The organism is Nocardioides sp. P5_E3 (assembly GCF_054049275.1).
Genome location: NZ_JBFUMR010000022.1, coordinates 102870 through 122915 on the forward strand (window position 1 = coordinate 102870; position 20046 = coordinate 122915).

Here is a 20046-nt window from a genome sequence, read left to right on the forward strand (position 1 = left end):
CCGCCGGGTCGGCCGTGCGCCTACCGGCGGGGCTCGTCCGCGTGACCGCCCGGGGTCGGCTCGTGGACGACCCGCACGGCCTGACGCCGCTCGCCGCCGTCGGCGGGCTCGTCGTCGGTGTCCGCCCCGTCCTCGACGAGGTCGAGCTCGAAGACCTCGTCCGTCTCCTCGCCGTCGTCGTCGCGGCGCGAGTCCTTCCCGGCAGCCCTCGCCCGCGCCTCGCGCGCCGCCTCCCGCTCGGCCTTGCGGGCCGCACGCTCGGCGCGCTTCTCCTCGAGGGCCGCCCGCTTGGCCTCGCGCACCGCGTCCTTCTCCCGGGCGGCGCGGGCGGCGGTCTCCTCCGACGCCGTGCGCTCCAGCCGCGGGGTCTGCATCCGGKCCGGACCGCTGCGGCCGCTCGCCATGCCGCGCGACATCGACCCGGCACGCGCGGCCATGCCCCCGGCCCCCATCCCGCCGATGGGCGGCGTGCCCGTGAGCGGCCGCTTCGCTCCGCCCCCGCGCCGGCCGAGCAGCCCGCCCGCCGCGGCCGCGGACAGCGACGTCAGTCCCGATGCGGAGAGTCCCGTCAGGTCGGGGACGGACACCGAGACCGGGGCCAGCGGTGGCAGCGCGGTGACACCGGCCTGGGCCGCGCCGGGCACCGAGGTGGACGGCGGCGCGATCGTGCCGACTCCCGACTCCTCGCCCCCGGGCCCGCCGAAGCCCCCGAAGCTGCCCCCGGTGAGCGTGAGCAGCTCGGTGCGCACGGTGACCAGCTCGGCCCGGGCCGACCGGAGCCGAGCGCTCTCCTGGTCGAGCGCGACCGTGAGTCGCTGGCGGATGTCGTCGGTCTCGGCCTGGCCACGGGTGACCTTGCCGCGGTCCTCGTCCTCGGACGGCTTGAAGACCAGGTGTCGCGACTCCCCGACCACCTCGTGGGGCACCGCCGCGACCGTCGTCCAGGCACGGTCGAGGTCCTTCTGCGACGACGTCATCAGCGTGGCGGAGGCGCGGAGGCAGTCGGCGATCCGGTCGGCCAGGGAGGTGAACCGGTCGAGGTGGGCGAGCACCTGCTTGCGGTGCTGCTCGTAGCTCTCGGCCGACGCCGCGTCCCACCCCTCGGTGGCGCGCCGCGCGGCGTCGACGAGCTCGTCACCGCGACGCGACACCAGCGCGCTGACCTCGGTCCACCGCTGGGCGGCGGCCTCGAGCGGCCGGACGTCGGCGCGCAGCTCCCACGGGTTGGCCGGCACGGTCAGCGACCTCCCGGTCCCGGCATGATCCCGAACGGCCCCTCGCCCAGCAGGTGGGTGGCGCGGTCGAGCTCGGCGGCGACCGTGTCGTCGGCGCGCAGGGCGTCGCGGGCGGCGTCGACGAGCCCGGCGACGCCCAGCTCGAGGGCGCCGGCGAGCGAGGTCAGGACCTCGTCGGCGTCGGCCAGCGCATCGGCGTAGGACGCCGCGAGGTTGGCGGTGCCGGTCGCGTCGCCGAGCGCCACGCACGCCTCGGCGAGCTCGTCGACGGCGTCGGCCCAGTCCTGCCGCATCGCGTCGAGGACGCGCTCGGACGAGCCCGCCAGCTCGACCAGCCGGGCCGGCTCGACCTGCATCAGGGATCGCCTGCCGCTTGCACTCACCTCAGCGGAATACCCCCGACGGCGGGAGCCAAACACGGTCGTGGTGGACCTGTGGGCAAACATTCCGGCAGGGCCGGTTTCGCCGCGTCGCGTTCGGGGAAGACGATCGAGCACGACCCACCCCCGCCCGCCCTCGCCCGTTCCAGGAGCCGCGATGAACGCCGTGATGACCGTCGACCTCTCCGAGCTCGACGCCTGGTCCGCGCAGGTCCAGCGCGCCGGCGACGACCTCTCCGGCATCGCCCGCAACGGCGGCAACGCGCTCGTCCAGACCGATTTCGGTCCCATCCTCGAGACCATGATGGGCGCCTACAACGCCCTGCTGCCCTCGGTGCACCAGTCGCTGGAGGACAACGGCACCGGGATGCACGACCACGCCGAGGCGCTGCGGGCCACCGCCCGCGACTTCACGCTCACCGAGGACGGAGTCGTACGCCGCCACAACGCCACCGGTGTCGACGGCCGCGACGGGTCGAGCAGCTTCTGGGACGTCGCCGACACCACCATCCGGCGGGCCGGGCCCACCGAGAGCAGCCTTCCCCAGATCAGCTTCGGCTTCCCCTACGACACCGTGTGCGACCTGGTGCGGATGCTGACCGGCTTCGACATCCGCGCCGAGCTTTCGGAGAAGATCGGCGGCGACGTCGTCGGTGCGTCGAGCCAGGGCTCGTCCTTCGGTGCGCTCGGCCAGTCGATGCGCGGCGTCGCGTCCAACCTCCAGAGCGGGAGCTCGACGATCTCGCGGACCTGGCAGGGCGGCGCGTCCGACGCGGCCGTCAAGCAGATCGGCACGTGGGTCGGCTCGCTCGACGCCCAGGCCGGCCAGCTCGTCCAGATGGGCCAGACCGTCGTGCAGATCTGCCGCGACGCCTGGCAGACCGCTCTCTCGGTGGTGCAGTGCGTGAAGGCGGCGGTGCAGACCGTCTCCTCCGCGCTGGCGACGATGAGCATCCCCGGTGTCGGCTGGGCCCGCGTCGTCCAGGCCGTCTTCCAGGCCTTCCAGGCGGTGATGAAGGCCTACAAGGCGCTGATGAAGCTCATCAACATCCTCCAGCAGGTGAAGTCGCTCATCGCGACGGTGAAGAACTTCTTCGACGGCGACAAGGCGCCCGTCTCGACGCCCGGCGCCCCCGTCTCCACCGGCGCGCCGAGCAGCGTGACGCGCGACCCGAGCACCGTCGCCACCCCGACGGTCGGCCAGCGCCCCGTGCCGGTCGCACCGGCCCTGTCCTAACCTCCCGCCATGGACGATCACCGCAGCCAGGCGGAGATCCTGGCGGCGATCAGTGAAGCGCGCGAGGACCTGACCGCGAGCCTGGCCGACCTCCAGGCCACCGTCGACCAGCTCAACGCGCGCCCGCTGCTCACCGACGAGGAGAAGCAGGCGCTCGAGGAGCAGGCCGAGTCGGGCGAGCTCGGCGACGACATGAAGACGCTCGTGGAGAAGATCCGCGGCGGCGAGGACACCTGGGAGCAGGTCTTCTCCGGCCAGTCCCCCAACGGCGCGCTGCTCCAGGGCCACCTGGACCGGATGGTCGAGGAGCACCAGGACGACATCGCGCTCGCGTTCGAGGAGCTCGTCGAGGAAGAGGAGGCCAAGGGCAACTTCCTCCTCGACGACGTGCCGACCGCCGACTGACCGCGGCAGAACTACAGGTCTGTAGTTCTGCTGAACTGCTGTTACGTGTGTGACTCATGTGGTTCTCTGGGTCCGCCTGCCCCGCGACACGCCCTTCCCGCCTGCCTGGAGTCACCCATGCGCTGCGCCCGCCAGACCCGACCTCGTACGCTCGTCCGGACCGTGACGGCCGCCCTCGCGCTGGTGCTCGTCGCACCGCTCGCCGGGTCGTCGACCGCGACCGCCGACGAGCCCGCACCGCAGGCCCGCAAGCTCGCCTCGCAGCGCCAGGTCGCCCTCGCCACCCCGGGCGACTTCACCGGCTACGGCTTCGACCAGTGCGTCGCGCCGGCCCAGTCGGCGATGGACGCGTGGTGGAAGAAGTCGCCGTTCACCGCGGTCGGCATCTACATCTCCGGCGACTCCCGCGCCTGCCGCACGCAGCCCAACCTCAGCTCCACGTGGGTCGCCGCCCAGGTCGCCCGCGGCTGGCGGCTGCTGCCCATCGCCCTCGGTCCGCAGGCGTCGTGCCAGCCGCGCTTCCCGCGCTACAAGGACGACTTCAAGATCTCGCCGAGCCCCACCGGCGGCTACGCCACGGCGGCCGCGCAGGGTGCGACCGAGGCCGACAAGAACGCCGCCGACGCAGCGACGTACGGCATCGGCGCGGGCAGCACGATCTGGTACGACCTCGAGGGCTTCAACCTCAACGACACCCACTGCCGCGAGTCCGCCCTGGTCTTCACGTCCGCGTGGGTCACCCGGATCAAGGCGCTCGGCTACACCGCCGGCTTCTACTCAAGCGCGAGCTCGGGCATCAAGATGCTCGACGACGCCCGCACCCAGCGTCCCGGCCAGTTCGCCCTGCCGGACCGCATCTGGATCGCCCGCTGGGACGGCGCCGCCAACACCTCCACGACCTACATCCCCGAGGACGGCTGGCGCCCCGGCGGCCGGATGAAGCAGTACCTCGGCGGCCACAACGAGACGTGGGGCGGCGTCACGATCAACATCGACAGCAACTTCATCGACCTCGGCGCCGGTTCCCAGCCGCGTCCGGAGGGCCGCTGCCCCGGCACCCGGCTCGGCTTCTGGAAGTACCCCGCGCTCTCGCCGTCGTCCGCGAAGTCCACGCGCGTCAAGGCGCTGCAGTGCCTGCTCACCGAGCAGGGCACCTACTCGGGTCCGATCAACGGCTCGTACGACGCCGCCACGATCGCCGGCGCCCGCGCCTGGCAGTCCGCCCGCAAGTTCACGCCGAGCAACACCTTCGAGAAGCGGCACTGGACGGCGCTGCTCGCCGCCGGTGCCCGTACGACGGTCAAGCGCGGGTCGGCCGACGAGTCGGTGCACCGGCTCCAGCGGGCGCTCAACGCGGCCGGCGCCGGGCGCTTCCGGGCGACCGGTGTGTTCGACGCGAAGACCGAGGCGGCCGTCCGGACCTACCAGTCACGTCTGAAGATCGGCGTCTCGGGCGTCGCCACCCGCCAGACCTGGAACAAGCTGCAGCAGGGTCGCTGACCCTCGGGTAGCCGTCAGGCGGGCGGGCCGACGACGAGCGCGACGCCCGTCAGGCCGGCCACGGCGACCAGGCCGACGAGCGCACCCTGGGCCGGGCGGCGGACCAGCCAGCCGGTGAGCCGCTCGAGGAGGCCGTGCGGAGCCTCGGAGCGCAGGCGCCAGGAGTCGCCCAGCAGCCCGGCGCGCTCGGCGTACCTCTCGAAGGGCACCGTCGCGAACGGCGGCACCGCAGCACCGAGGCCCAGCGCCAGCCGGCTGACGGGCCACTTCTGGTCGACGAACAGGAGCGCGGTCACCAGGCAGTAGGCGATGAACACGACGCCGTGGACCATGCCGAAGACCTGGACGCCGAGCTCGGTGGTCTCGGTGACGTACTTGAGGAACATGCCGGTCAGCAGCAGTGCCCAGGTGACGGCCTCGGCGACGGCGACGGTGCGGTAGAGCGTGCGGGGATTCATGCGAAGGCCTTCTCGGCGAGGGAGGTGAAGAAGCCGAGCCCGTCGGTGCCGGGACCGGTGAGGTCCTCGACCGCGTGCTCGGGGTGCGGCATCAGGCCGACGACGTTGCCGCGCTCGTTGGAGATGCCGGCGATGTCACGGAGCGAGCCGTTGGGGTTGTCGTCGAGGTAGCGCGCGACCACGCGGCCCTCCCCCTCGAGCATGTCGAGCGTCGTCTGGTCGGCGACGAAGCCGCCCTCGCCGTTCTTCAGCACGATCGTGACCTCCGCGCCCTCGGCGTAGGCCGACGTCCACGGGGTGTCGACGCGCTCGATGCGCAGCCGCTGGTCGCGGCAGACGAACTTGCGGTGGTCGTTGCGGATCAGCGCACCCGGCAGCAGGTGCGACTCGCAGAGGATCTGGAAGCCGTTGCAGATGCCGAGCACGGGCAGGCCCTTGCCGGCCGCCTCGATCACCGACGTCATCACCGGGGCGAAGCGGGAGATCGCGCCGCAGCGGAGGTAGTCGCCGTAGGAGAAGCCGCCGGGCAGCACGACCGCGTCGACGCCCTTGAGGTCGTCGTCGCCGTGCCAGAGCGCGACCGCCTCGTTGCCGCCGATCGTGACGGCGCGACGGGCGTCGACGTCGTCGAGCGAGCCGGGGAAGGTGACGACACCGACCTTCATGCGCGGCCGGCCTCGTGCGCGACCTCGGCCACCGAGTGCTCCTCGACGTGCACCTCGAAGTCCTCGATCACGGGGTTGGACAGCAGCGTCCCGGCGACGTCCTCGATCTGGGCGAGCACCTCGGGGGTGATCTCGCCGTCGACCTGGAGCTCGAACCGCTTGCCCTGCCGGACGTCGGTCACGAGGTCGAACCCGAGCCGGGGCAGCGCACCGAGCACCGCCTTGCCCTGGGGGTCGAGGATCTCGGGCTTGGGCATGACGTCGACGACGACTCGGGCCACGGGGATGCTCCTGGGTGACAGGGTGGGACGGGCGGTGCCGATTCTACGGAGCCGCCGCGCGAACGCGCCCGGCGGGCATGACGGTGGACGCAGCGGGTACGCGAGGGGCGGCACGGCGCGCGACGGGAGCTCGACATGGCACGGATCGGCATCTCCGGGTGGCGGTACGCCGGCTGGCGCGGCCACTTCTACCCGCCCGGGCTGCCGCAGCGCCTCGAGCTGGCCTACGTCGGCGAGCGGCTGACGAGCGTCGAGGTCAACGGCTCCTTCTACTCCCTGCAGCGGCCCTCGAGCTGGCGGTCGTGGGCCGAGCAGGTCCCCGAGGACTTCGTCCTCTCCGTCAAGGGACCCCGATTCGTCACGCACATGAAGAAGCTCAACGACGTCGAGACGCCTCTCGCCACCTTCCTCGCCTCGGGCGTGCTGTCGCTGGGCGACCGGCTGGGCCCGGTCCTGTGGCAGCTGCCGCCCAACCTGGGCTTCCACCCCGATCGCCTGGCGGCGTTCTTCGACCTGCTGCCGCGCACGACCGCCGCCGCGTCGTCGTACGCCGATGCCCACCACGACGCGGACAAGCTGAAGGAGCCCGCCGACACCTCGACCCCGGTCGACCGCCCGCTGCACCACGTGCTCGAGGTGCGGCACGCCTCCTTCCGCACGGCCGAGTTCTGCGAGCTGCTGCGGGCCCACGACATCGGGATGGTGGTGGCCGACTCGGCCGGCACGTGGCCGATGTTCGACGAGGTGACGAGCGGCGTCGCCTACGTCCGGCTGCACGGCGACACAGAGCTCTACGCCAGCGGCTACTCCGACGCGGCCCTCGACCGCTGGGCCGACAAGGTGCGCGCCTGGGAGGCCGACGGCCTCGACGTCTTCGTCTACTTCGACAACGACGCCAAGGTGCACGCCCCCTTCGACGCCATCGCGCTCCAGGAGCGGCTGGGGATCAGCCCGGCCTGACGTGTGGGGAACCAGATGCAGGCCGATGCGTCCGTTCGGCCTGCATCTCGTTCCCCCACTCACTCCAGGGACCGGTAGTGCTCGAGCATGATGGCGTCGAGAGCCGCCTCGTCCGGATGCGCGAGGGGAGGTGCGGGCACGAAGGCGCCGACCCGCCAGAGCCGCTGGCCCTCCGGAAGCCACGAGGCGCGCCCCCTCGCAGACAGCATGCGGTCCCGCCACACCCGCTCGGAGTCGCCCGCCACCAGCATGAATCCCTCGAGCCCGACCCGTCGGAGTGCATCCGCCCGGGCCTCGTCGCGCCGCTGGCGTTCGCGACTGCGGTGCAACGCGCCGTTGTACTCGCCGTAGGTTCCCGACCCGGCCTCCAGCAGGTCCACCACGGCGACCACCCGGCCGGACAGGTCGAGCACCTCGCGGTTCATCACAGGCCTGGGCAGATCGAGCTCGCCCTCCCAGACCTGGAGCATCTCCGACTCCTTCGGCGAGCGGCACTCGCGGCACGCCCGCTCGAGGGCGTACGTCACTGCGACGGGCTGCCGTCTCCCCGAGACGAGGCCACGAAGCTCATCGAGGTCGACGGCGCGTGCGGCGAGGGCCATGTCGACCATCACGCCGGCGAGCCGTCGGTTGCCGGCTCGCCGGAGCTCGTGCAGGAGTGCTGTCTCCGTCGGCACGCACGGGATGCCGGACCTCACGACGACGGCGGGAAGCCGGCCACGTGTGCGCTCGACCAGCACTCCGGGTCCACGGATGCGGGACGTGTGCGGCAGCAGCACCGGCACCGGCACCGGCGTGCCGCCACCGGGAGCGAGGCCATCGAAGAAGGCAGCACCGGCCAGTCGGAGCGCGCCCCAGCCCGTGACCATGCCACCGGGTGGGAGCCGGGCCGCTGCCTCGAAGATGCGCTGCTCGACGGTCAGGGCCACGTCGGCGGGCACGACCAGTCCGTGGCTGGTGGTGCGCCACGACGGGCCGTCGGCCGTGCCGCGTCGTGGTCCGGCGCGACCCTCCGGATCGACGCGGACCGGACGCACCAGCCCGCTCGGCGGAGGGCAACAGGGATGGAAGTCGGACACGACCGACACCTGCCCGCCCCGGGACGTCGTACGCCTTAGAGCTCAGGCCTGTGGACGACCGTTGGTGGGGAACCAGGTGCAGCCCACCCGACGAGCTCCGCCTGCGTCTGGTTCCCCAGCCGCAGGGCGTACGTCACCCCCGCCGGCGGGCGGCGACGATGACCAGGGCGACCCCGAGGCCGGCGACGAGGGGTCCGAGGATCGCCCAGATGCTCTGGTCGGTCATCGGGCTGCCCTCGAGGTAGCCGAGGCCCTGGAAGGTCCAGACGGCGCCGGTGATCACCAGCACCGCACCGAGCGCGATCCCGAGGGCCCGCATCAGCCGAGCTCGCGCTTGAGGATCTTGCCGGTCGCGGTCATCGGGAGCGCRTCGACGAACTCGACGATGCGGGGGTACTTGTAGGCGGCCATCTGCTCCTTGCCCCACGCGACGAGCTCGTCCTCGGTCACCGTGGCGCCGTCCTTGCGGATGACGACGGCCTTGATCTCCTCGCCGTGGCTCTCGTGGGGCACGCCGATGACGGCGGCGAGCGAGACGTCGGGGTGGGTGAGGAGGACCTCCTCGATCTCGCGCGGGTACACGTTGTAGCCGCCGCGGATGATCATGTCCTTGGACCGGTCGACGATGTAGTACCAGCCGTCGGCGTCCTTGCGGCCGAGGTCGCCGGAGCGGAACCAGCCGTCGACGATCGCCTCGGCGGTCGCGTCGGGGCGGCCGTAGTAGCCCTTCATGATGTTCGGGCCCTTGATCGCGATCTCGCCGATCACGTCCTCCGCGTCCTCGACGTCCTCGCGCACCCCGGGCTCGGAGCTGATCAGCTTCATCTCGACGCCGGGGATCGGCTTGCCGATCGAGCCGACGCGCACGGGCTCGCCGTAGACGGAGAAGCTCGCGACCGGCGAGGTCTCGGAGAGCCCGTATCCCTCGAGGATCGTGACGCCGAAGCGACGCTCGAACTCGTGGTGCACCTCGACCGGCAGCGCGGACCCGCCCGCGACCGCGACCCGCACCTGGTCCGCGACCCGCTTCACGTCGACACCGGAGTCGTCGAGCGCGCCGAGCAGGCCCCAGTACATCGTCGGGACGCCGGCGAAGAAGGTCACGCCCTCCTGCTCCATCAGCGTCAGCGCCGGGCCGGCCTCGAAGCGCGGCAGCAGCACGACGGTGCCGCCGAAGGCGAAGCCGGCGTTCATGATCACGGTCTGGCCGAAGGAGTGGAACAACGGCAGCACGCACAGCAACGTGTCGGGTTTGTCGGAGTCGGCGCCGAAGAGCGCGTCGCTGGCGAGCGCGTTGCTGATCATGTTGCGGTGCATCAGCTCGGCGCCCTTGGGCTGACCCGTGGTGCCGGAGGTGTAGAGGACGACGGCGGTGTCGTCGGCGCCGACCTCACGGGACTCGAAGACCGGGGCCTGCCCCTTGAGCGCCTGGCCGAGCGTCTCGGTGCCCTCGATGGGCGAGTCCGCGGCCGGGTCGGCGGTGATGACGAAGAAGTGCTCGCACGAGTCGGTCTGCTCGAAGCCGGCGTGGCCCTCCGCACCGATCGGCAGCTCCGGGGTGCCCTGGAAGCAGAAGTACGCCTTCGCGTCCGAGTCGTCCAGGTGGTAGGCGACCTCGCGTCCCTTGAGCAGCACGTTGAGCGGCACGACGGTCGCCCCGGCCTTGAGGATGCCGTAGTAGACGATCGGGAAGTACGGCAGGTTCGGACAGCTCAGCGCGACCTTGTCGCCCGGCTCGATGCCGCGCGAGACCAGCAGGTTGGCGACCTGGTTGGCGGCCGCGTCGACCTGGGCGTACGTCAGGCGGGTGCCGCCCAGCACGACGGCCGTACGGTCCGGATAGGCCTCGGCGGAGCCTTCGAGGAGCGAGGAGAGGTTCGGCATGGCGCCAACCTACTCAGGGGTGGTCGATCGGTCGACGGGATCGCGCTGCGGGACTTACCGTCCGCCATGGACTTCCTCGCCAGCACGGCCATCGTGATCGTCGGCGCCGTCGTGTTCCTGCCGTTCGTCGCGGTGGGCTTCTTCGGCGCGCTGGCGACGTCGCCGGGCTGGCGCTTCGGTGTGATGGCGTTCGGCGTCGTCCTGCTGGCGCTGGTGTGGTGGCTCGCATCCGGGCGTGGCGACGGCCAGCCGGCGGTGGTGTTCGGCGGACGGACAGGCGGCAGCGACGAGCTCGCCGACACCGACGGATCCCTCGGTGGCCTCTGGCTGCGCTCGCTGCTCTTCCACGCGGGGACCGGGGTGGTCATCGCGTGGCTGCTGGTGACGCTCATCAACGTGCGCAACAAGACGCGCGCGGGCTGAGGGGACTCAGTCGGCGCGCTGCGCGATCCGGTGGCCGGCGGTGCGGAGGTCGGCGGCGATCGCCCGCTTGGCCAGCAGCCCCGAGCTCCCCGCCGCGACGGCGTACAACCCCGAGCCGGAGACCTCGCCGTCAGCGACCACGCGACAGCCGTCGCGGGTGCCGATGAAGCGCAGCCGCAGCGTCGCCTCGACGCCGCGCCACGCGCCGCGCTCGGCCCACGACCGGAACGGCTGGAACTCGACGACCTCCAGGCGCGGTCGTACGCCGACCACGGTCAGCTCGGTCCAGGTCTGCCCGAGGTGGGGCTCCTCGTCCTCGGGCACGTCGACCGACAGCAGGCTCGACTGCCACTCGGGGCGGCGACGCGGGTCGACGAGGTAGGCGAAGGCCTGCTCCGCCGAGTGCGGCAGCTCGATGGTCGCGGTGAAGCGCCTCGTCGTCAGAACGTCTCCCCGGTCAGCAGCTCGTAGGCCTCGAGGTAGCGCGCGCGGGTGCGGTCGACGACGGCCTCGGGCAGCGGCGGCGGCGCCTCACCGGACGTGCGGTCCCAGCCGGACTCCCCGGTGAGCCAGTCCCGCACGATCTGCTTGTCGTACGACGACTGGGCGCGGCCGGGCTGCCACTCGTCCGCGGGCCAGAAGCGGGAGCTGTCGGGGGTGAGGACCTCGTCGGCGAGGATCGTGGTGCCGTCCGGTCGCCGGCCGAACTCGAGCTTGGTGTCGGCCAGGATGATCCCGCGCTCGCGGGCGATCGCGTGGGCCTTGTCGTAGACCTCCATGGTGAGCATCCGAAGCTCGGCGGCCGAGTCGTCGCCGATCGCCTCGACCACGGCCTCGTAGTCGACGTTCTCGTCGTGGTCGCCGAGGTCGGCCTTGGTGGCGGGCGTGAAGATCGGCTCCGGCAGCCGGCCGCCGTCCTGCAGGCCGGCGGGGAGCGGGATGCCGCAGACCTCGCCGGTGCGGGCGTAGTCGAGGAGGCCGGAGCCGGTGAGGTAGCCGCGGGCCACGCACTCGACGGGGAACATCTCGAGCCGCTCGCACACGACCGCGCGCCCGGCGACGGCTGCGGGCACCTCGGTGGAGACGACGTGGTTGCCGACCAGCCCGGCGAGCTGGTCGAACCACCACAGCGACATCCGGGTGAGGATCTCGCCCTTGTCGGGGATCGTGGTGTCGAGGACGAAGTCGTAGGCGGAGATGCGGTCGCTGGCGACCATCAGCAGCCGGCCCTCGTGCTCCCCCGCGTCGATCCGGTAGAGGTCGCGGACCTTGCCGGAGTGGAGGTGCGTGGTGCCCTCGATCGGAGGGGCTGCGGGGATGTTCAGCTCGGCCACGCGACGAGCCTAGTGGCCGAGCGCTGCATGAGCAGTGCGAGTCCGGCACCCGCGACGCCCGCGACGGCTGCGGGGACGACCATGACGGGGAGCGGGGGGAGGCCCGGCGCGGCGCTCGGGTCCACGACCATGCCGAGGACGACAGCCACCGCCACCACCAGCACGACGCCGACACCGAGGCCGGCGAGGGCGCTGCGCGCCGCCGAGGCCCGACCGGTGCGGGCCATCGCCCGCAGCGCGAGGCCCACGGCGAGGCCGAGGAGCACCCCGACGGGCAGCATCGCGAACACCCCCAGGACCGCGCCGAGGACGGGTCCGATCTCCGGTCGTGCCTCGTGGTCCGGCGTCCGGTCGGACGTGTACGACACCAGCTGGCCGAGCGCCATGCCGGCCAGGACCCCGACCGCGGCACCGCCGATCACGCCGGACCCGACCCAGCCGAGACCGAGCCAGCCCGGATCGCGAGGCTCAGCAGACAGGTCCCCCATGGGCGGACCCTAGCGGTGCAGCCACCAGCTCATCCGACGCGTCATCCACGGCAGGAAGACGTACGTCATGAGCGGGGTCATCACCGACGTCACCAGCACCACGCGCGGCACCAGCGGCCAGGCCGAGATGGTGCGCGAGGCGATGAAGTTGGCGAGCAGGCTGAGCGGCAGGAACACCATGAAGATGACGACCATCTGCTTCCACCGCGGCGGCGCGACCGGAGCAGCGCTGAGCGACTCGACCGAGGCCGGCTCGTCGAACCATCCCTCGATGCCGGTACGACGCTCGCGGCGGCGCTCCTCGACGCTGCCGTGCGCCGCCTCGAGCCACCACTCGCGCTGCGGGGAGGCCTCCCACGAGGCGAGGGAGTCGGTGTCGGAGAAGCGGTAGAGCATGTGCCACTCGGTGGAGTCCTCGCTCGGCCGCACCCACCCGGAGCCGAGGAAGYCGTCGAACTTCTCCGCCAGCGAGGTGCCCGCCTGCACCCACGCCAGCATCTCCGTCGTGCGTGAGGGGTCGACGTGACGGGTGACGGACACGGTCACGGGGGCGCTCATGGTCTCCAGTCTCGGGCGCGGGCGGCCCAGGGGCGAAGCCGACGCCGACGAGATCCCGGCCACGCCGGCGCAGACCTGAGGCACCTAGAGCGCCGCCGGCTGCTGGAGATAAGGCGTCTGCCCGATGTGGGGCAGGGGGCCTTAGCCGGAGCGTGGAGGCATCCACCCGCACCCAGCCAGGAGCCCGCCATGAACAACACCGCCATCGACACCACCGCCCGCATCGCCACCTTCCACCGCGCCGATGTGGCCCGCGGGGTCGCCGCGGCCCGAGCCGCCCGTCGTACCCGTCAGCCGGTCGAGCCGGTCGTCACCGAGGTCCCGTCGCCGCGCCGCAACGGGTGGAGCCGCTGGCTCCCCGCACCGCGTCCCGCGGTCTGATGTCGGCCGCGCGTGCCGACGAAGTCGTCGTGGCCATCGGGCCACTCGCCTGCGACCATCGCTTCATGGTCGGGAGGCTCGTCGGCCGCGAGGCCGAGCTGGACCGGATCGCCGGGGCTGTCGTGACCGCCCGCGGCGGCACCAGCCGGTGCCTGCTCGTCACCGGCGAGGCCGGCATCGGCAAGAGCCGGCTCGTCACCGAGGCCGTGGGGAGCCTCAGCGAGGCGCTCGTGCTCACCGGGCACGCCGCCGACATGACGACGGGCGAGATCCCGTTCGGGGTGGTCGCCGACACGCTGCGCGACCTCGCGCGGGTCGCCGGCGTCGACGTGCTGCTGCCGGCCGAGCGGGAGGCGCTCGCACCGCTGCTCCCCGGCGCAGCCCCGCGGCTGCAGGTCGAGCGGGTGCAGCTGCTCTCGACCTTCCTCGACCTGCTCGAGCGGCTGGCCCGCGAGCAGCTCGTCGTGTGGGTCGTCGAGGACCTGCACTGGGCCGACTCGGCGACGCGGGACCTGGTCGGGCTCGCGGCGCGGACCCTGCCGGCAGGTCTGCTGATCGTGGCCACGGTGCGCACCGACGACCCCGAGCGCACGCCGGCGGCCGAGGCCACCCTGACGTCGTACGTCGCCGGGCTGGCGCGCACTCCCGGGTGCGACGTGCTGCCGCTGTCGCGCCTGGGCACGGACGCGGTCCAGCGCCAGCTCCGGGACCTGCTGGGATCGCACCCGTCGGCCGAGGTCGCCAGCCGCGTCGAGCGGCTCAGTGACGGCATCCCCTTCGTGGTGGAGGAGCTGGTGGCAGCCGCCGGGCGGCCGGAGCTGACGACGGTGGCGGCGGTCGCGGCCGGGCGGTTGGCCGGCCTCGGCCCCGAGACACGGCGGCTGGTCGAGGCCGCGGCGGTCGGTGACGGCCACCTGCGGATCAGCCTGCTCGAGCAGGTCCTCGACGTCACACCGGAGGAGCTCGACGCGGCACTGGTCGAGGCGCTGCGCGCCGGGATCCTGACGACGGACCACGAGCGCGACGGGGTGGCCTTCCGGCACGCGCTCCTGCGCGAGGCGGCGGACCGCGAGACCGGGCCGGGGGCGCGACGCGCGTGGCACCGAAGGTGGGCCGAGGTGCTGGAGGACAACCCGGGCGTGCTCCCGGCCGATCCGGCCCTCCTGGCCGTCGCCGAGCACTGGCACCAGGCGCAGGACACGCGGCGCGCGCTGGCGTCGACGGTCGCAGCGATGACCGCCGCAGGAAGGATCTGCAGGCCGGACGAAGAGCTGGCCCTGTGGGCGCGTGTCATGCGTGGCTACGCGACCGTGGATGACGCTGATCACGTGACCGGCCTCAGCCTCCGCGAGGCGTATGCCCAGTCGGCGCTGACGACGGGCGTGGCGTCCCTCGCCGCCGAGCGGAGGTGGATCGACGCCGTGCCCACCGACCTGCTCACCGAGCCGGTCCGCAGGTTCCACGCGCTGCGCCAGGTCGTCCACGGCAAGGGCGAGGCCAACGCCTATGCCGACGAGGAGCTGCTGGCCATCTCCTCGGCCGTCGACGAGGAGGAGAACGACCTGCTCGCCGTCATGGCTCGGGCGTTCACCGGAAGCAATCTCACCCAGCACACCGAGCGCGGCGATGAGCTCATCGCTCGTGCCTGGACCGACGCCCGCCGGCTCGGCGACACCCGGGTGGCCGCCATGGTCGCCGCCGTCGAGTCCTACCGGGCCCAGGTCCTCGGCGACCCGGAGGGCGCGGCCGCACGCCTGCGCGAGGTGCTCGAGGAGATCGGGGACACCAGGTGGCCAGGCGTCTTCCACCTGTGGGGCAACCTCGCGTGGTGCGAGGTCGTGTGCGGCAACCACGAGCGCGCGGACGCAGCGGTGACCGAGGGGCTGTCCCGGCTCCGCCGCCCCCACCTGTCGGTCAACGTGTGGGAGCACCTGGTCGAGAACGCCACCGCCACCTGGATGCTGAGTGGTCAGTGGGCCCGTGCGCGGGACCTGTTCGAGGCGTCCGGCCCCTGGTGGGAGGACGACGTCCGCACGAGCAACGCGCGCCACGACCTCCTCGACCTCCAGCAACGGGGGACCGCCGACCTCGAGCGGTGGCGTGCGCACCTGGGATCCCCTGCACCGGGTGGTGCCGCTGACTGCCTGGTCCGCGAGCTCCTGGGTGCCGACGCAGCGGCGCGGGGGGATCTCCCGGCGATGCGCGCAGCAATCCGGCCGCTGTGGACCGGCGACCGGATCACCCTCGACGATGACCAGCTCTGGCACACAGCCGTCCTCGCCGCGCGTGTCGAGGCCGACGCCGCCCTTCTCGGTCCCCGCGGCGACGGGCCAGAGGCCCAGGAGCACCTCTCGGAGGTCGAGGCGGCGGCCGCTCGATTCCGCCGCTTCGGCCGGCTCGGTGAGGTCTGGCCCCTCGACCTCGCCGCCCAGATCGACCGTTTCCACGGTCGCGACGCCCGCCCGGCGCTGCGGGCTGCCCTCGGGGGCTGGGAACGGATCGGGCACGTCCCCGACGCGGCTGTCACGCACCTGTCACTGGCGGAGCAGGAGGCGGTCCACGGGGCCCGCGACGCTGCCCGGCGCCACCTCGCGGCCGGACGAGCGGGCGCCGAGCGGCTCGACGGCGCGCCCCTGCTGGCGCGTGCCGACGCACTGGCGGAGAGGTGGGCGATCGGCCCGCGCGAGCGTCGTACGGACGGCGTGCTGACCGGGCGCGAGGTCGAGGTGCTGCGGCTGGTGGCCGAGGGGATGACCAACGGGCAGATCGGCGTGCAGCTCTTCATGTCGCCCAAGACGGCCAGCGTCCACGTCTCGCACATCCTCGCCAAGCTCGGGGCGGCCAACCGCACGGAGGCCGCGGCGACGGCACGCCGGCAGGGGCTGCTCGGCTGACGACGGGCGTGCCGGGTCCGGTGCTGCGCGCTGGTTGTCCAGACACCGCCCAAAGGGTCTGGCGGAGCATTGTCTAGTGACTTAGTCTACTAAGTGACAGCACCTCACCCCCGGGAGGGACCGTGCCCCGAGCACCACGCCCCGACTTCCTCGTGATCGGCGCCCCCAAGGCCGGTACGACGGCGCTCCACGCCGCGCTCGCGCAGCACCCGGACGTCTTCGTGTCGGACCCGAAGGAACCGAAGTACTGGCTGTGCGACGGCGCGCCGCCGCCGGCCTGGCGGGGGCCGGGCGACAAGCACTCGCAGCAGGAGTGGATCTGGCGCGCCGACCGCTACTTCCCGCTCTTCGCCCCGGCCGCCCAGCACCAGGCGCGCGGCGAGAGCACGCCGTTCTACCTGTGGAGCCGCGGCGCCCACCGCCGCATCGCCGAGGACCTTCCGGACGTACGTCTCGTCGCCGTCGTTCGCGACCCGGTGGACCGCGCCTACAGCAACTGGATGCACCTGTGGTCCGACGGCCTCGAGCCGGAGGCGGACTTCGTGTCGGCGTTCGGTCGCGAGGACGAGCGGATCCGCGCCGGCTGGGCGCCCTTCTGGCGCTACCGCGAGCTCGGGCGGTACGGCGAGCAGCTGGCGCACCTGCACCGCTACGTCGACCCGGAGCGCATCCTCGTCATCCGCTACCGCGACCTCGTCGACGCGCCCGGCGCGACGGTCGACCGGGTGAGCCGGTTCCTCGGGATCCGGGAGGGCCAGGTCGACTCCATCCCGCGCGACAACTCACGCAACTTCGTCCCGCCGGGCTGGCGGCCGCGGTTGTTCGGACCGGTCGTGCGCAGTGGCGCGCGGCTGGGGCAGTTCGCGCCGCCGCAGGTGTGGCGGGCGGTCCACCCGCTGTCGCTCGGCCTGCTGGGCGACCACCGGGACGCGCACCGCCCCCGCCTCGACGCGATCAGCCGGCAGCAGCTGATCGAGAGCTACGCCGACGACGTCGGGCTGCTCGGCGAGCTCACCGGGCAGGACTTCAGTGACTGGCTCAACCCGGAGAGCCGCGGCTCGTTCGCCCAGCGCTCCGCGACGGTGACCCGTCTCGTGGAGCGCGACGCCGACCCGGTGCGCCAGGTCGGGACAGCGAACGGGGCGGACCGCGGGGTCAGCGCACGCAGGTGACGAGGTCGTGCGCGCCGTCGGGACGCGCGGCCTCGACGTAGTAGCGCACCCGGCCGTCCGGCAGGGGCACGGCGGTGGCGTAGCGGAAGGCGCCATCGGCGTGCGGGGAGGCGATCGGCGGCTGCGCGGCGCGGGTCAGGGCGGTGCCGTCCCAGGTCGCCACCCCGGTGGTCTCGAACCAGTTGGACTCGGCGTCCGGCCGGCCGTCGTACAGCACCGTGCCGTCGGGCAGCACCGCGCTGACCCGCGCGCCGCGGGCGTCCCACTGGCCCTCGCGGCCGGCGAGCACCTCGCCGTGGTCCTCCCACTCCAGGCCGTCGGCGCTGGTGAGCCGCCGCGTCGTCATCCGGTCCTCGTGACCGGGCTCGTCGAGGGGGTGGCAGCACAGCCACATCTCGTAGCCGTCCTCACCCACCGTGATCACCGGGTCCTTGACGCCGGTGTCGCGGTCGCCCTCGTGCACCCGGCGTCGTACGCCGTCGGACAGCCCCTCGACCGTGTCGGCGGTCAGGCTGTCCACCCACCAGTGCTTGGAGCCGGGGGTGGCGCAGGACAGGTAGAGCCGCCACCCGCCCTCGCGGAGCGGCACGAGCACGGGCCGCTCGAAGGACTCGGCGCCGAACGCCTCGCGCGCCACCTCGGCGACCGGCTCGAAGGTGACGCCGTCCTCGGAGCGGGCGACGACCACCGACACGCCCCGCCCGTCGGTCAGCGGCCGGCGGACCCGCCAGGTCAGCCAGAAGACACCGTCGACGAGGACGGCGCTCGCAGCTCCGGCCCAGTTGCCGGCGCCGGGGCCCGGGGCGGGCACCACGACCTGGACGTCGTCGTAGGTCGGCGGTGCTGATGTCACGGTCGTCATGCCCCCACGATAGTCGACAAGATCACTACAGTTCGAGCACGCGTCCGGCGCGGTCAGCCGGTGACCTGGAAGGAGGAGGCCCCGCTCGGTGCCGCGTCGCGGGCGGCGAGGTCGCGCACCCGCGCCGACGGCGGTCCGTGCCGGCACCACTCCACGAGCGCGTCGACGGCGTCGTCGTCGCCCTCGGCGTGCACCAGCACGCTGCCGTCGACCTCGTTGCGCACCCACCCGACGACGCCGAGCCGCTGGGCCTGCTCCTGGGTGTGCCACCGGAACGCCACGCCCTGCACCTGTCCGGTCACCCGCGCCTGGATCGCCTTCATGGGCCCATCCTGCCCCTCCCGTCGGGCGGTCCTCGGTGCTGGCGCCGGGTGAGAGGCTGGCGCGGATGACCCAGGACGAGCAGGCCGAGCGCACGAGCGGCGACGAGACGGCGTACGAGCCCGACCCCCGTCGCTGGCGGGTGCTCGCGGTGTCCCTCGTCGTGGGCTTCATGTCGCTGCTGGACGTCACGATCGTCAACGTCGCCGTGCCGTCCATCCGGGCCGGGCTCGACACCTCGGCCGCGACCATCCAGTGGGTGGTGTCGGGCTACGCGCTCGCCTTCGGCATGACCCTCGTCGCCGGCGGCCGGCTCGGCGACGCGCACGGCCGGCGCCGGATGATGACCATCGGGCTCATCGGCTTCATCGTCTCCAGCGCCGCCGTGGGGCTGGCGCCCAACGCGGCTGCCATCGTGCTCGCCCGCCTCGTCCAAGGGGCCAGCGCGGGCCTGCTCACCCCGCAGAACTCCGGACTCATCCAACAGCTCTTCCGCGGCGCCGAGCGCGGCCGCGCCTTCGGGATGTTCGGCTTCACCGTGGCCGTCGCGTCCGCCACCGGGCCGCTCATCGGCGGCCTGCTGATCGGCCTGCTCGGCGAGGAGAACGGCTGGCGCTCGCTCTTCCTCATCAACGTGCCCATCGGCCTCGTGGCCCTGGTGCTGATCCGCCGGCTGGTGCCCGACAACCACGTCGGCGCCGGTCCCGAGGGCGCGCCGAAGGACCCCCGCATCGACCTCGTCGGCGCGGTGCTGCTGGGTCTCACCGTGCTGGCGGTGCTGTTCCCGCTGATCAGCCTCGAGGGCGGCGCCGGCCTGCCGCTGGTGGTGCTGGTCGCCTTCCCGCTGCTGGCGTGGGCGTTCGTGCGGTGGGAGGCGCGGACCGTCGAGCGTGGCCACCCCCCTCTGCTCGACGTGTCGCTGCTGCGGGGCCTGCCCGGCTACGCCAACGGCCTGCTCGTCGGCACCCTCTACTTCACCGGCTTCACCGGGATCTTCCTGGTGCTCTCGGTGCACCTGCAGGAGGGCGAGGGGTTCTCGCCGCTGCAGGCCGCCCTGCTGATGACGCCGTTCGCCGTCGGCGCGGCCACCACCTCGCCGCTCGCCGGGCGGCTCGTCGGCACCCTCGGCCGGCGGGTGACCCTGGTCGCGCTCGGCGTGATGATGACCGGCACGGCGCTCGCCGCGTGGCTGGTGACCTCGCCCACCGACACCCTGTGGTGGACGCTCGCGCCCGCGATGTTCCTCGCCGGCGTCGGCGGCGGTGGGGTCATCTCCCCCAACTTCACGCTCACCCTCGCCGAGGTGCCGCCCGACATGGGTGGCGCGGCGGGCGGTGCCCTCCAGACCGGGCAGCGGATCGGCTCCGCCCTCGGCGCCGCGCTGCTGATGACCGTCTACCAGGCCGTCGGCACGGTGACCTCAGCGCCGATGGCCGCCCGCGCGGCCCTGCTCGCGGCGCTCGCGGTCCTGACGCTCGCCTTCGCCGCCGCCGTACGTTCCTGGCGGCTCGGCGACTGACGAGCCCGCT

23 protein-coding genes are annotated in these 20046 nt (G+C 73.0%); 9 read left to right on the forward strand and 14 right to left on the reverse strand.

The window, feature by feature from the left end; genetic code table 11:
• Nucleotides 1-20: 20 nt before the first annotated feature.
• Nucleotides 21-1235 (reverse strand): hypothetical protein, encoded by a 1215-nt coding sequence (locus ACXJKB_RS14890; RefSeq protein WP_457189635.1) that lies wholly within the window; start codon nucleotides 1233-1235, stop codon nucleotides 21-23.
• A gap of 2 nt (nucleotides 1236-1237) precedes the next feature.
• Entirely contained in the window at nucleotides 1238-1591 is a 354-nt protein-coding gene (locus tag ACXJKB_RS14895; RefSeq protein WP_457189637.1) for a hypothetical protein, read from the reverse strand.
• 181 nt (nucleotides 1592-1772) lie between these two features.
• Between ACXJKB_RS14895 and ACXJKB_RS14900 the strand changes: the two genes are divergently transcribed.
• From ACXJKB_RS14900 to ACXJKB_RS14910, 3 genes are all read left to right on the forward strand, one after another.
• Complete coding sequence (locus ACXJKB_RS14900; RefSeq protein WP_457189639.1) at nucleotides 1773-2852, forward strand: hypothetical protein; 1080 nt, start codon at nucleotides 1773-1775, stop codon at nucleotides 2850-2852.
• Nucleotides 2853-2861: 9 nt separating this feature from the next.
• Nucleotides 2862-3257, forward strand: a complete 396-nt coding sequence (locus ACXJKB_RS14905) for a hypothetical protein (protein ID WP_457189640.1) — start codon at nucleotides 2862-2864, stop codon at nucleotides 3255-3257.
• A gap of 162 nt (nucleotides 3258-3419) precedes the next feature.
• Nucleotides 3420-4757, forward strand: a complete 1338-nt coding sequence (locus tag ACXJKB_RS14910; protein ID WP_457189642.1) for a glycoside hydrolase domain-containing protein — start codon at nucleotides 3420-3422, stop codon at nucleotides 4755-4757.
• A gap of 14 nt (nucleotides 4758-4771) precedes the next feature.
• Here ACXJKB_RS14910 and ACXJKB_RS14915 read toward each other — a convergent pair whose 3' ends face one another.
• From ACXJKB_RS14915 to purS, 3 genes are read right to left on the reverse strand one after another with little or no spacing between them, the layout of a single operon-like run.
• Nucleotides 4772-5215 carry a DUF3817 domain-containing protein gene (locus ACXJKB_RS14915; RefSeq protein ID WP_300047569.1) on the reverse strand — a complete coding sequence of 148 codons (444 nt, stop codon included), beginning with the start codon at nucleotides 5213-5215 and terminating at the stop codon, nucleotides 4772-4774.
• Nucleotides 5212-5880: a phosphoribosylformylglycinamidine synthase subunit PurQ gene (purQ, locus tag ACXJKB_RS14920; RefSeq protein WP_457189644.1), complete on the reverse strand. Its 669-nt coding sequence runs from the start codon at nucleotides 5878-5880 to the stop codon at nucleotides 5212-5214. Before purQ ends, ACXJKB_RS14915 begins: the two co-directional genes overlap by 4 nt.
• Nucleotides 5877-6161: a phosphoribosylformylglycinamidine synthase subunit PurS gene (gene purS / locus ACXJKB_RS14925; RefSeq protein WP_300047571.1), complete on the reverse strand. Its 285-nt coding sequence runs from the start codon at nucleotides 6159-6161 to the stop codon at nucleotides 5877-5879. Before purS ends, purQ begins: the two co-directional genes overlap by 4 nt.
• Before the next feature lie 135 nt (nucleotides 6162-6296).
• Between purS and ACXJKB_RS14930 the strand changes: the two genes are divergently transcribed.
• Nucleotides 6297-7121 (forward strand): DUF72 domain-containing protein, encoded by an 825-nt coding sequence (locus ACXJKB_RS14930; RefSeq protein WP_457189647.1) that lies wholly within the window; start codon nucleotides 6297-6299, stop codon nucleotides 7119-7121.
• Nucleotides 7122-7180: 59 nt separating this feature from the next.
• Here the strand turns inward: ACXJKB_RS14930 and ACXJKB_RS14935 are convergent, their stop codons facing one another.
• From ACXJKB_RS14935 to ACXJKB_RS14945, 3 genes are all read right to left on the reverse strand, one after another.
• Complete coding sequence (locus tag ACXJKB_RS14935; RefSeq protein WP_457189649.1) at nucleotides 7181-8200, reverse strand: hypothetical protein; 1020 nt, start codon at nucleotides 8198-8200, stop codon at nucleotides 7181-7183.
• Nucleotides 8201-8333: 133 nt separating this feature from the next.
• Complete coding sequence (locus ACXJKB_RS14940) at nucleotides 8334-8519, reverse strand: hypothetical protein (protein WP_457189650.1); 186 nt, start codon at nucleotides 8517-8519, stop codon at nucleotides 8334-8336.
• The gene (locus ACXJKB_RS14945; protein WP_457189652.1) at nucleotides 8519-10084 is read right to left on the reverse strand and encodes a long-chain-fatty-acid--CoA ligase; all 1566 of its coding nucleotides are present in this window, start codon (nucleotides 10082-10084) and stop codon (nucleotides 8519-8521) included. Before ACXJKB_RS14945 ends, ACXJKB_RS14940 begins: the two co-directional genes overlap by 1 nt.
• Before the next feature lie 66 nt (nucleotides 10085-10150).
• Here ACXJKB_RS14945 and ACXJKB_RS14950 point away from each other — a divergent pair, with 66 nt between their 5' ends.
• Complete coding sequence (locus ACXJKB_RS14950; RefSeq protein ID WP_457189654.1) at nucleotides 10151-10507, forward strand: hypothetical protein; 357 nt, start codon at nucleotides 10151-10153, stop codon at nucleotides 10505-10507.
• Nucleotides 10508-10513: 6 nt separating this feature from the next.
• On the opposite strand, the gene ACXJKB_RS14955 is transcribed toward ACXJKB_RS14950, so the two are convergent.
• The 4 genes from ACXJKB_RS14955 to ACXJKB_RS14970 are packed head-to-tail and all read right to left on the reverse strand — an operon-like array spanning nucleotide 10514 to nucleotide 12887.
• Nucleotides 10514-10951, reverse strand: a complete 438-nt coding sequence (locus ACXJKB_RS14955; protein WP_457189739.1) for an SRPBCC family protein — start codon at nucleotides 10949-10951, stop codon at nucleotides 10514-10516.
• Nucleotides 10948-11841 (reverse strand): phosphoribosylaminoimidazolesuccinocarboxamide synthase, encoded by an 894-nt coding sequence (locus tag ACXJKB_RS14960; protein WP_457189656.1) that lies wholly within the window; start codon nucleotides 11839-11841, stop codon nucleotides 10948-10950. Before ACXJKB_RS14960 ends, ACXJKB_RS14955 begins: the two co-directional genes overlap by 4 nt.
• Nucleotides 11829-12329, reverse strand: a complete 501-nt coding sequence (locus ACXJKB_RS14965) for a hypothetical protein (RefSeq protein WP_457189658.1) — start codon at nucleotides 12327-12329, stop codon at nucleotides 11829-11831. The genes ACXJKB_RS14960 and ACXJKB_RS14965 overlap by 13 nt, the downstream gene beginning before the upstream one ends.
• Before the next feature lie 9 nt (nucleotides 12330-12338).
• The gene (locus ACXJKB_RS14970; protein ID WP_457189660.1) at nucleotides 12339-12887 is read right to left on the reverse strand and encodes an antibiotic biosynthesis monooxygenase; all 549 of its coding nucleotides are present in this window, start codon (nucleotides 12885-12887) and stop codon (nucleotides 12339-12341) included.
• Between the two features lie 189 nt (nucleotides 12888-13076).
• On the opposite strand from ACXJKB_RS14970, the gene ACXJKB_RS14975 reads away from it, so the two are divergent.
• From ACXJKB_RS14975 to ACXJKB_RS14985, 3 genes are all read left to right on the forward strand, one after another.
• Entirely contained in the window at nucleotides 13077-13268 is a 192-nt protein-coding gene (locus ACXJKB_RS14975) for a hypothetical protein (protein ID WP_457189662.1), read from the forward strand.
• Between the two features lie 65 nt (nucleotides 13269-13333).
• A complete protein-coding gene (locus ACXJKB_RS14980; RefSeq protein ID WP_457189664.1) occupies nucleotides 13334-16162 on the forward strand; it encodes an ATP-binding protein in 2829 nt (942 codons plus the stop codon).
• A gap of 122 nt (nucleotides 16163-16284) precedes the next feature.
• Nucleotides 16285-17334, forward strand: coding sequence for a sulfotransferase family protein (locus ACXJKB_RS14985; protein WP_457189666.1), 1050 nt, complete (start codon nucleotides 16285-16287; stop codon nucleotides 17332-17334).
• Here the strand turns inward: ACXJKB_RS14985 and ACXJKB_RS14990 are convergent.
• A complete protein-coding gene (locus ACXJKB_RS14990; RefSeq protein WP_457189668.1) occupies nucleotides 17318-18196 on the reverse strand; it encodes a hypothetical protein in 879 nt (292 codons plus the stop codon). The genes ACXJKB_RS14985 and ACXJKB_RS14990 overlap by 17 nt on opposite strands.
• A 53-nt stretch (nucleotides 18197-18249) precedes the next feature.
• Complete coding sequence (locus ACXJKB_RS14995) at nucleotides 18250-18519, reverse strand: acylphosphatase (protein WP_457189670.1); 270 nt, start codon at nucleotides 18517-18519, stop codon at nucleotides 18250-18252.
• 65 nt (nucleotides 18520-18584) lie between these two features.
• On the opposite strand from ACXJKB_RS14995, the gene ACXJKB_RS15000 reads away from it, so the two are divergent.
• Nucleotides 18585-20036: an MFS transporter gene (locus ACXJKB_RS15000; protein WP_457189672.1), complete on the forward strand. Its 1452-nt coding sequence runs from the start codon at nucleotides 18585-18587 to the stop codon at nucleotides 20034-20036.
• Nucleotides 20037-20046 lie beyond the last annotated feature (10 nt).

Excerpts from the sequence above, each read along its gene's own strand:
- ACXJKB_RS14895 (WP_457189637.1), bottom strand. The coding sequence starts at position 1,591 with ATGCAGGTCGAGCCGGCCCGGCTGGTCGAGCTGGCGGGCTCGTCCGAG.
- ACXJKB_RS14900 (WP_457189639.1), top strand. The coding sequence starts at position 1,773 with ATGAACGCCGTGATGACCGTCGACCTCTCCGAGCTCGACGCCTGGTCC.
- ACXJKB_RS14905 (WP_457189640.1), top strand. The coding sequence starts at position 2,862 with ATGGACGATCACCGCAGCCAGGCGGAGATCCTGGCGGCGATCAGTGAA.
- ACXJKB_RS14915 (WP_300047569.1), bottom strand. The coding sequence starts at position 5,215 with ATGAATCCCCGCACGCTCTACCGCACCGTCGCCGTCGCCGAGGCCGTC.
- purQ (WP_457189644.1), bottom strand. The coding sequence starts at position 5,880 with ATGAAGGTCGGTGTCGTCACCTTCCCCGGCTCGCTCGACGACGTCGAC.
- ACXJKB_RS14930 (WP_457189647.1), top strand. The coding sequence starts at position 6,297 with ATGGCACGGATCGGCATCTCCGGGTGGCGGTACGCCGGCTGGCGCGGC.
- ACXJKB_RS14940 (WP_457189650.1), bottom strand. The coding sequence starts at position 8,519 with ATGCGGGCCCTCGGGATCGCGCTCGGTGCGGTGCTGGTGATCACCGGC.
- ACXJKB_RS14950 (WP_457189654.1), top strand. The coding sequence starts at position 10,151 with ATGGACTTCCTCGCCAGCACGGCCATCGTGATCGTCGGCGCCGTCGTG.
- ACXJKB_RS14965 (WP_457189658.1), bottom strand. The coding sequence starts at position 12,329 with ATGGGGGACCTGTCTGCTGAGCCTCGCGATCCGGGCTGGCTCGGTCTC.
- ACXJKB_RS14975 (WP_457189662.1), top strand. The coding sequence starts at position 13,077 with ATGAACAACACCGCCATCGACACCACCGCCCGCATCGCCACCTTCCAC.
- ACXJKB_RS14980 (WP_457189664.1), top strand. The coding sequence starts at position 13,334 with ATGGTCGGGAGGCTCGTCGGCCGCGAGGCCGAGCTGGACCGGATCGCC.
- ACXJKB_RS14990 (WP_457189668.1), bottom strand. The coding sequence starts at position 18,196 with ATGACGACCGTGACATCAGCACCGCCGACCTACGACGACGTCCAGGTC.
- ACXJKB_RS14995 (WP_457189670.1), bottom strand. The coding sequence starts at position 18,519 with ATGAAGGCGATCCAGGCGCGGGTGACCGGACAGGTGCAGGGCGTGGCG.
- ACXJKB_RS15000 (WP_457189672.1), top strand. The coding sequence starts at position 18,585 with ATGACCCAGGACGAGCAGGCCGAGCGCACGAGCGGCGACGAGACGGCG.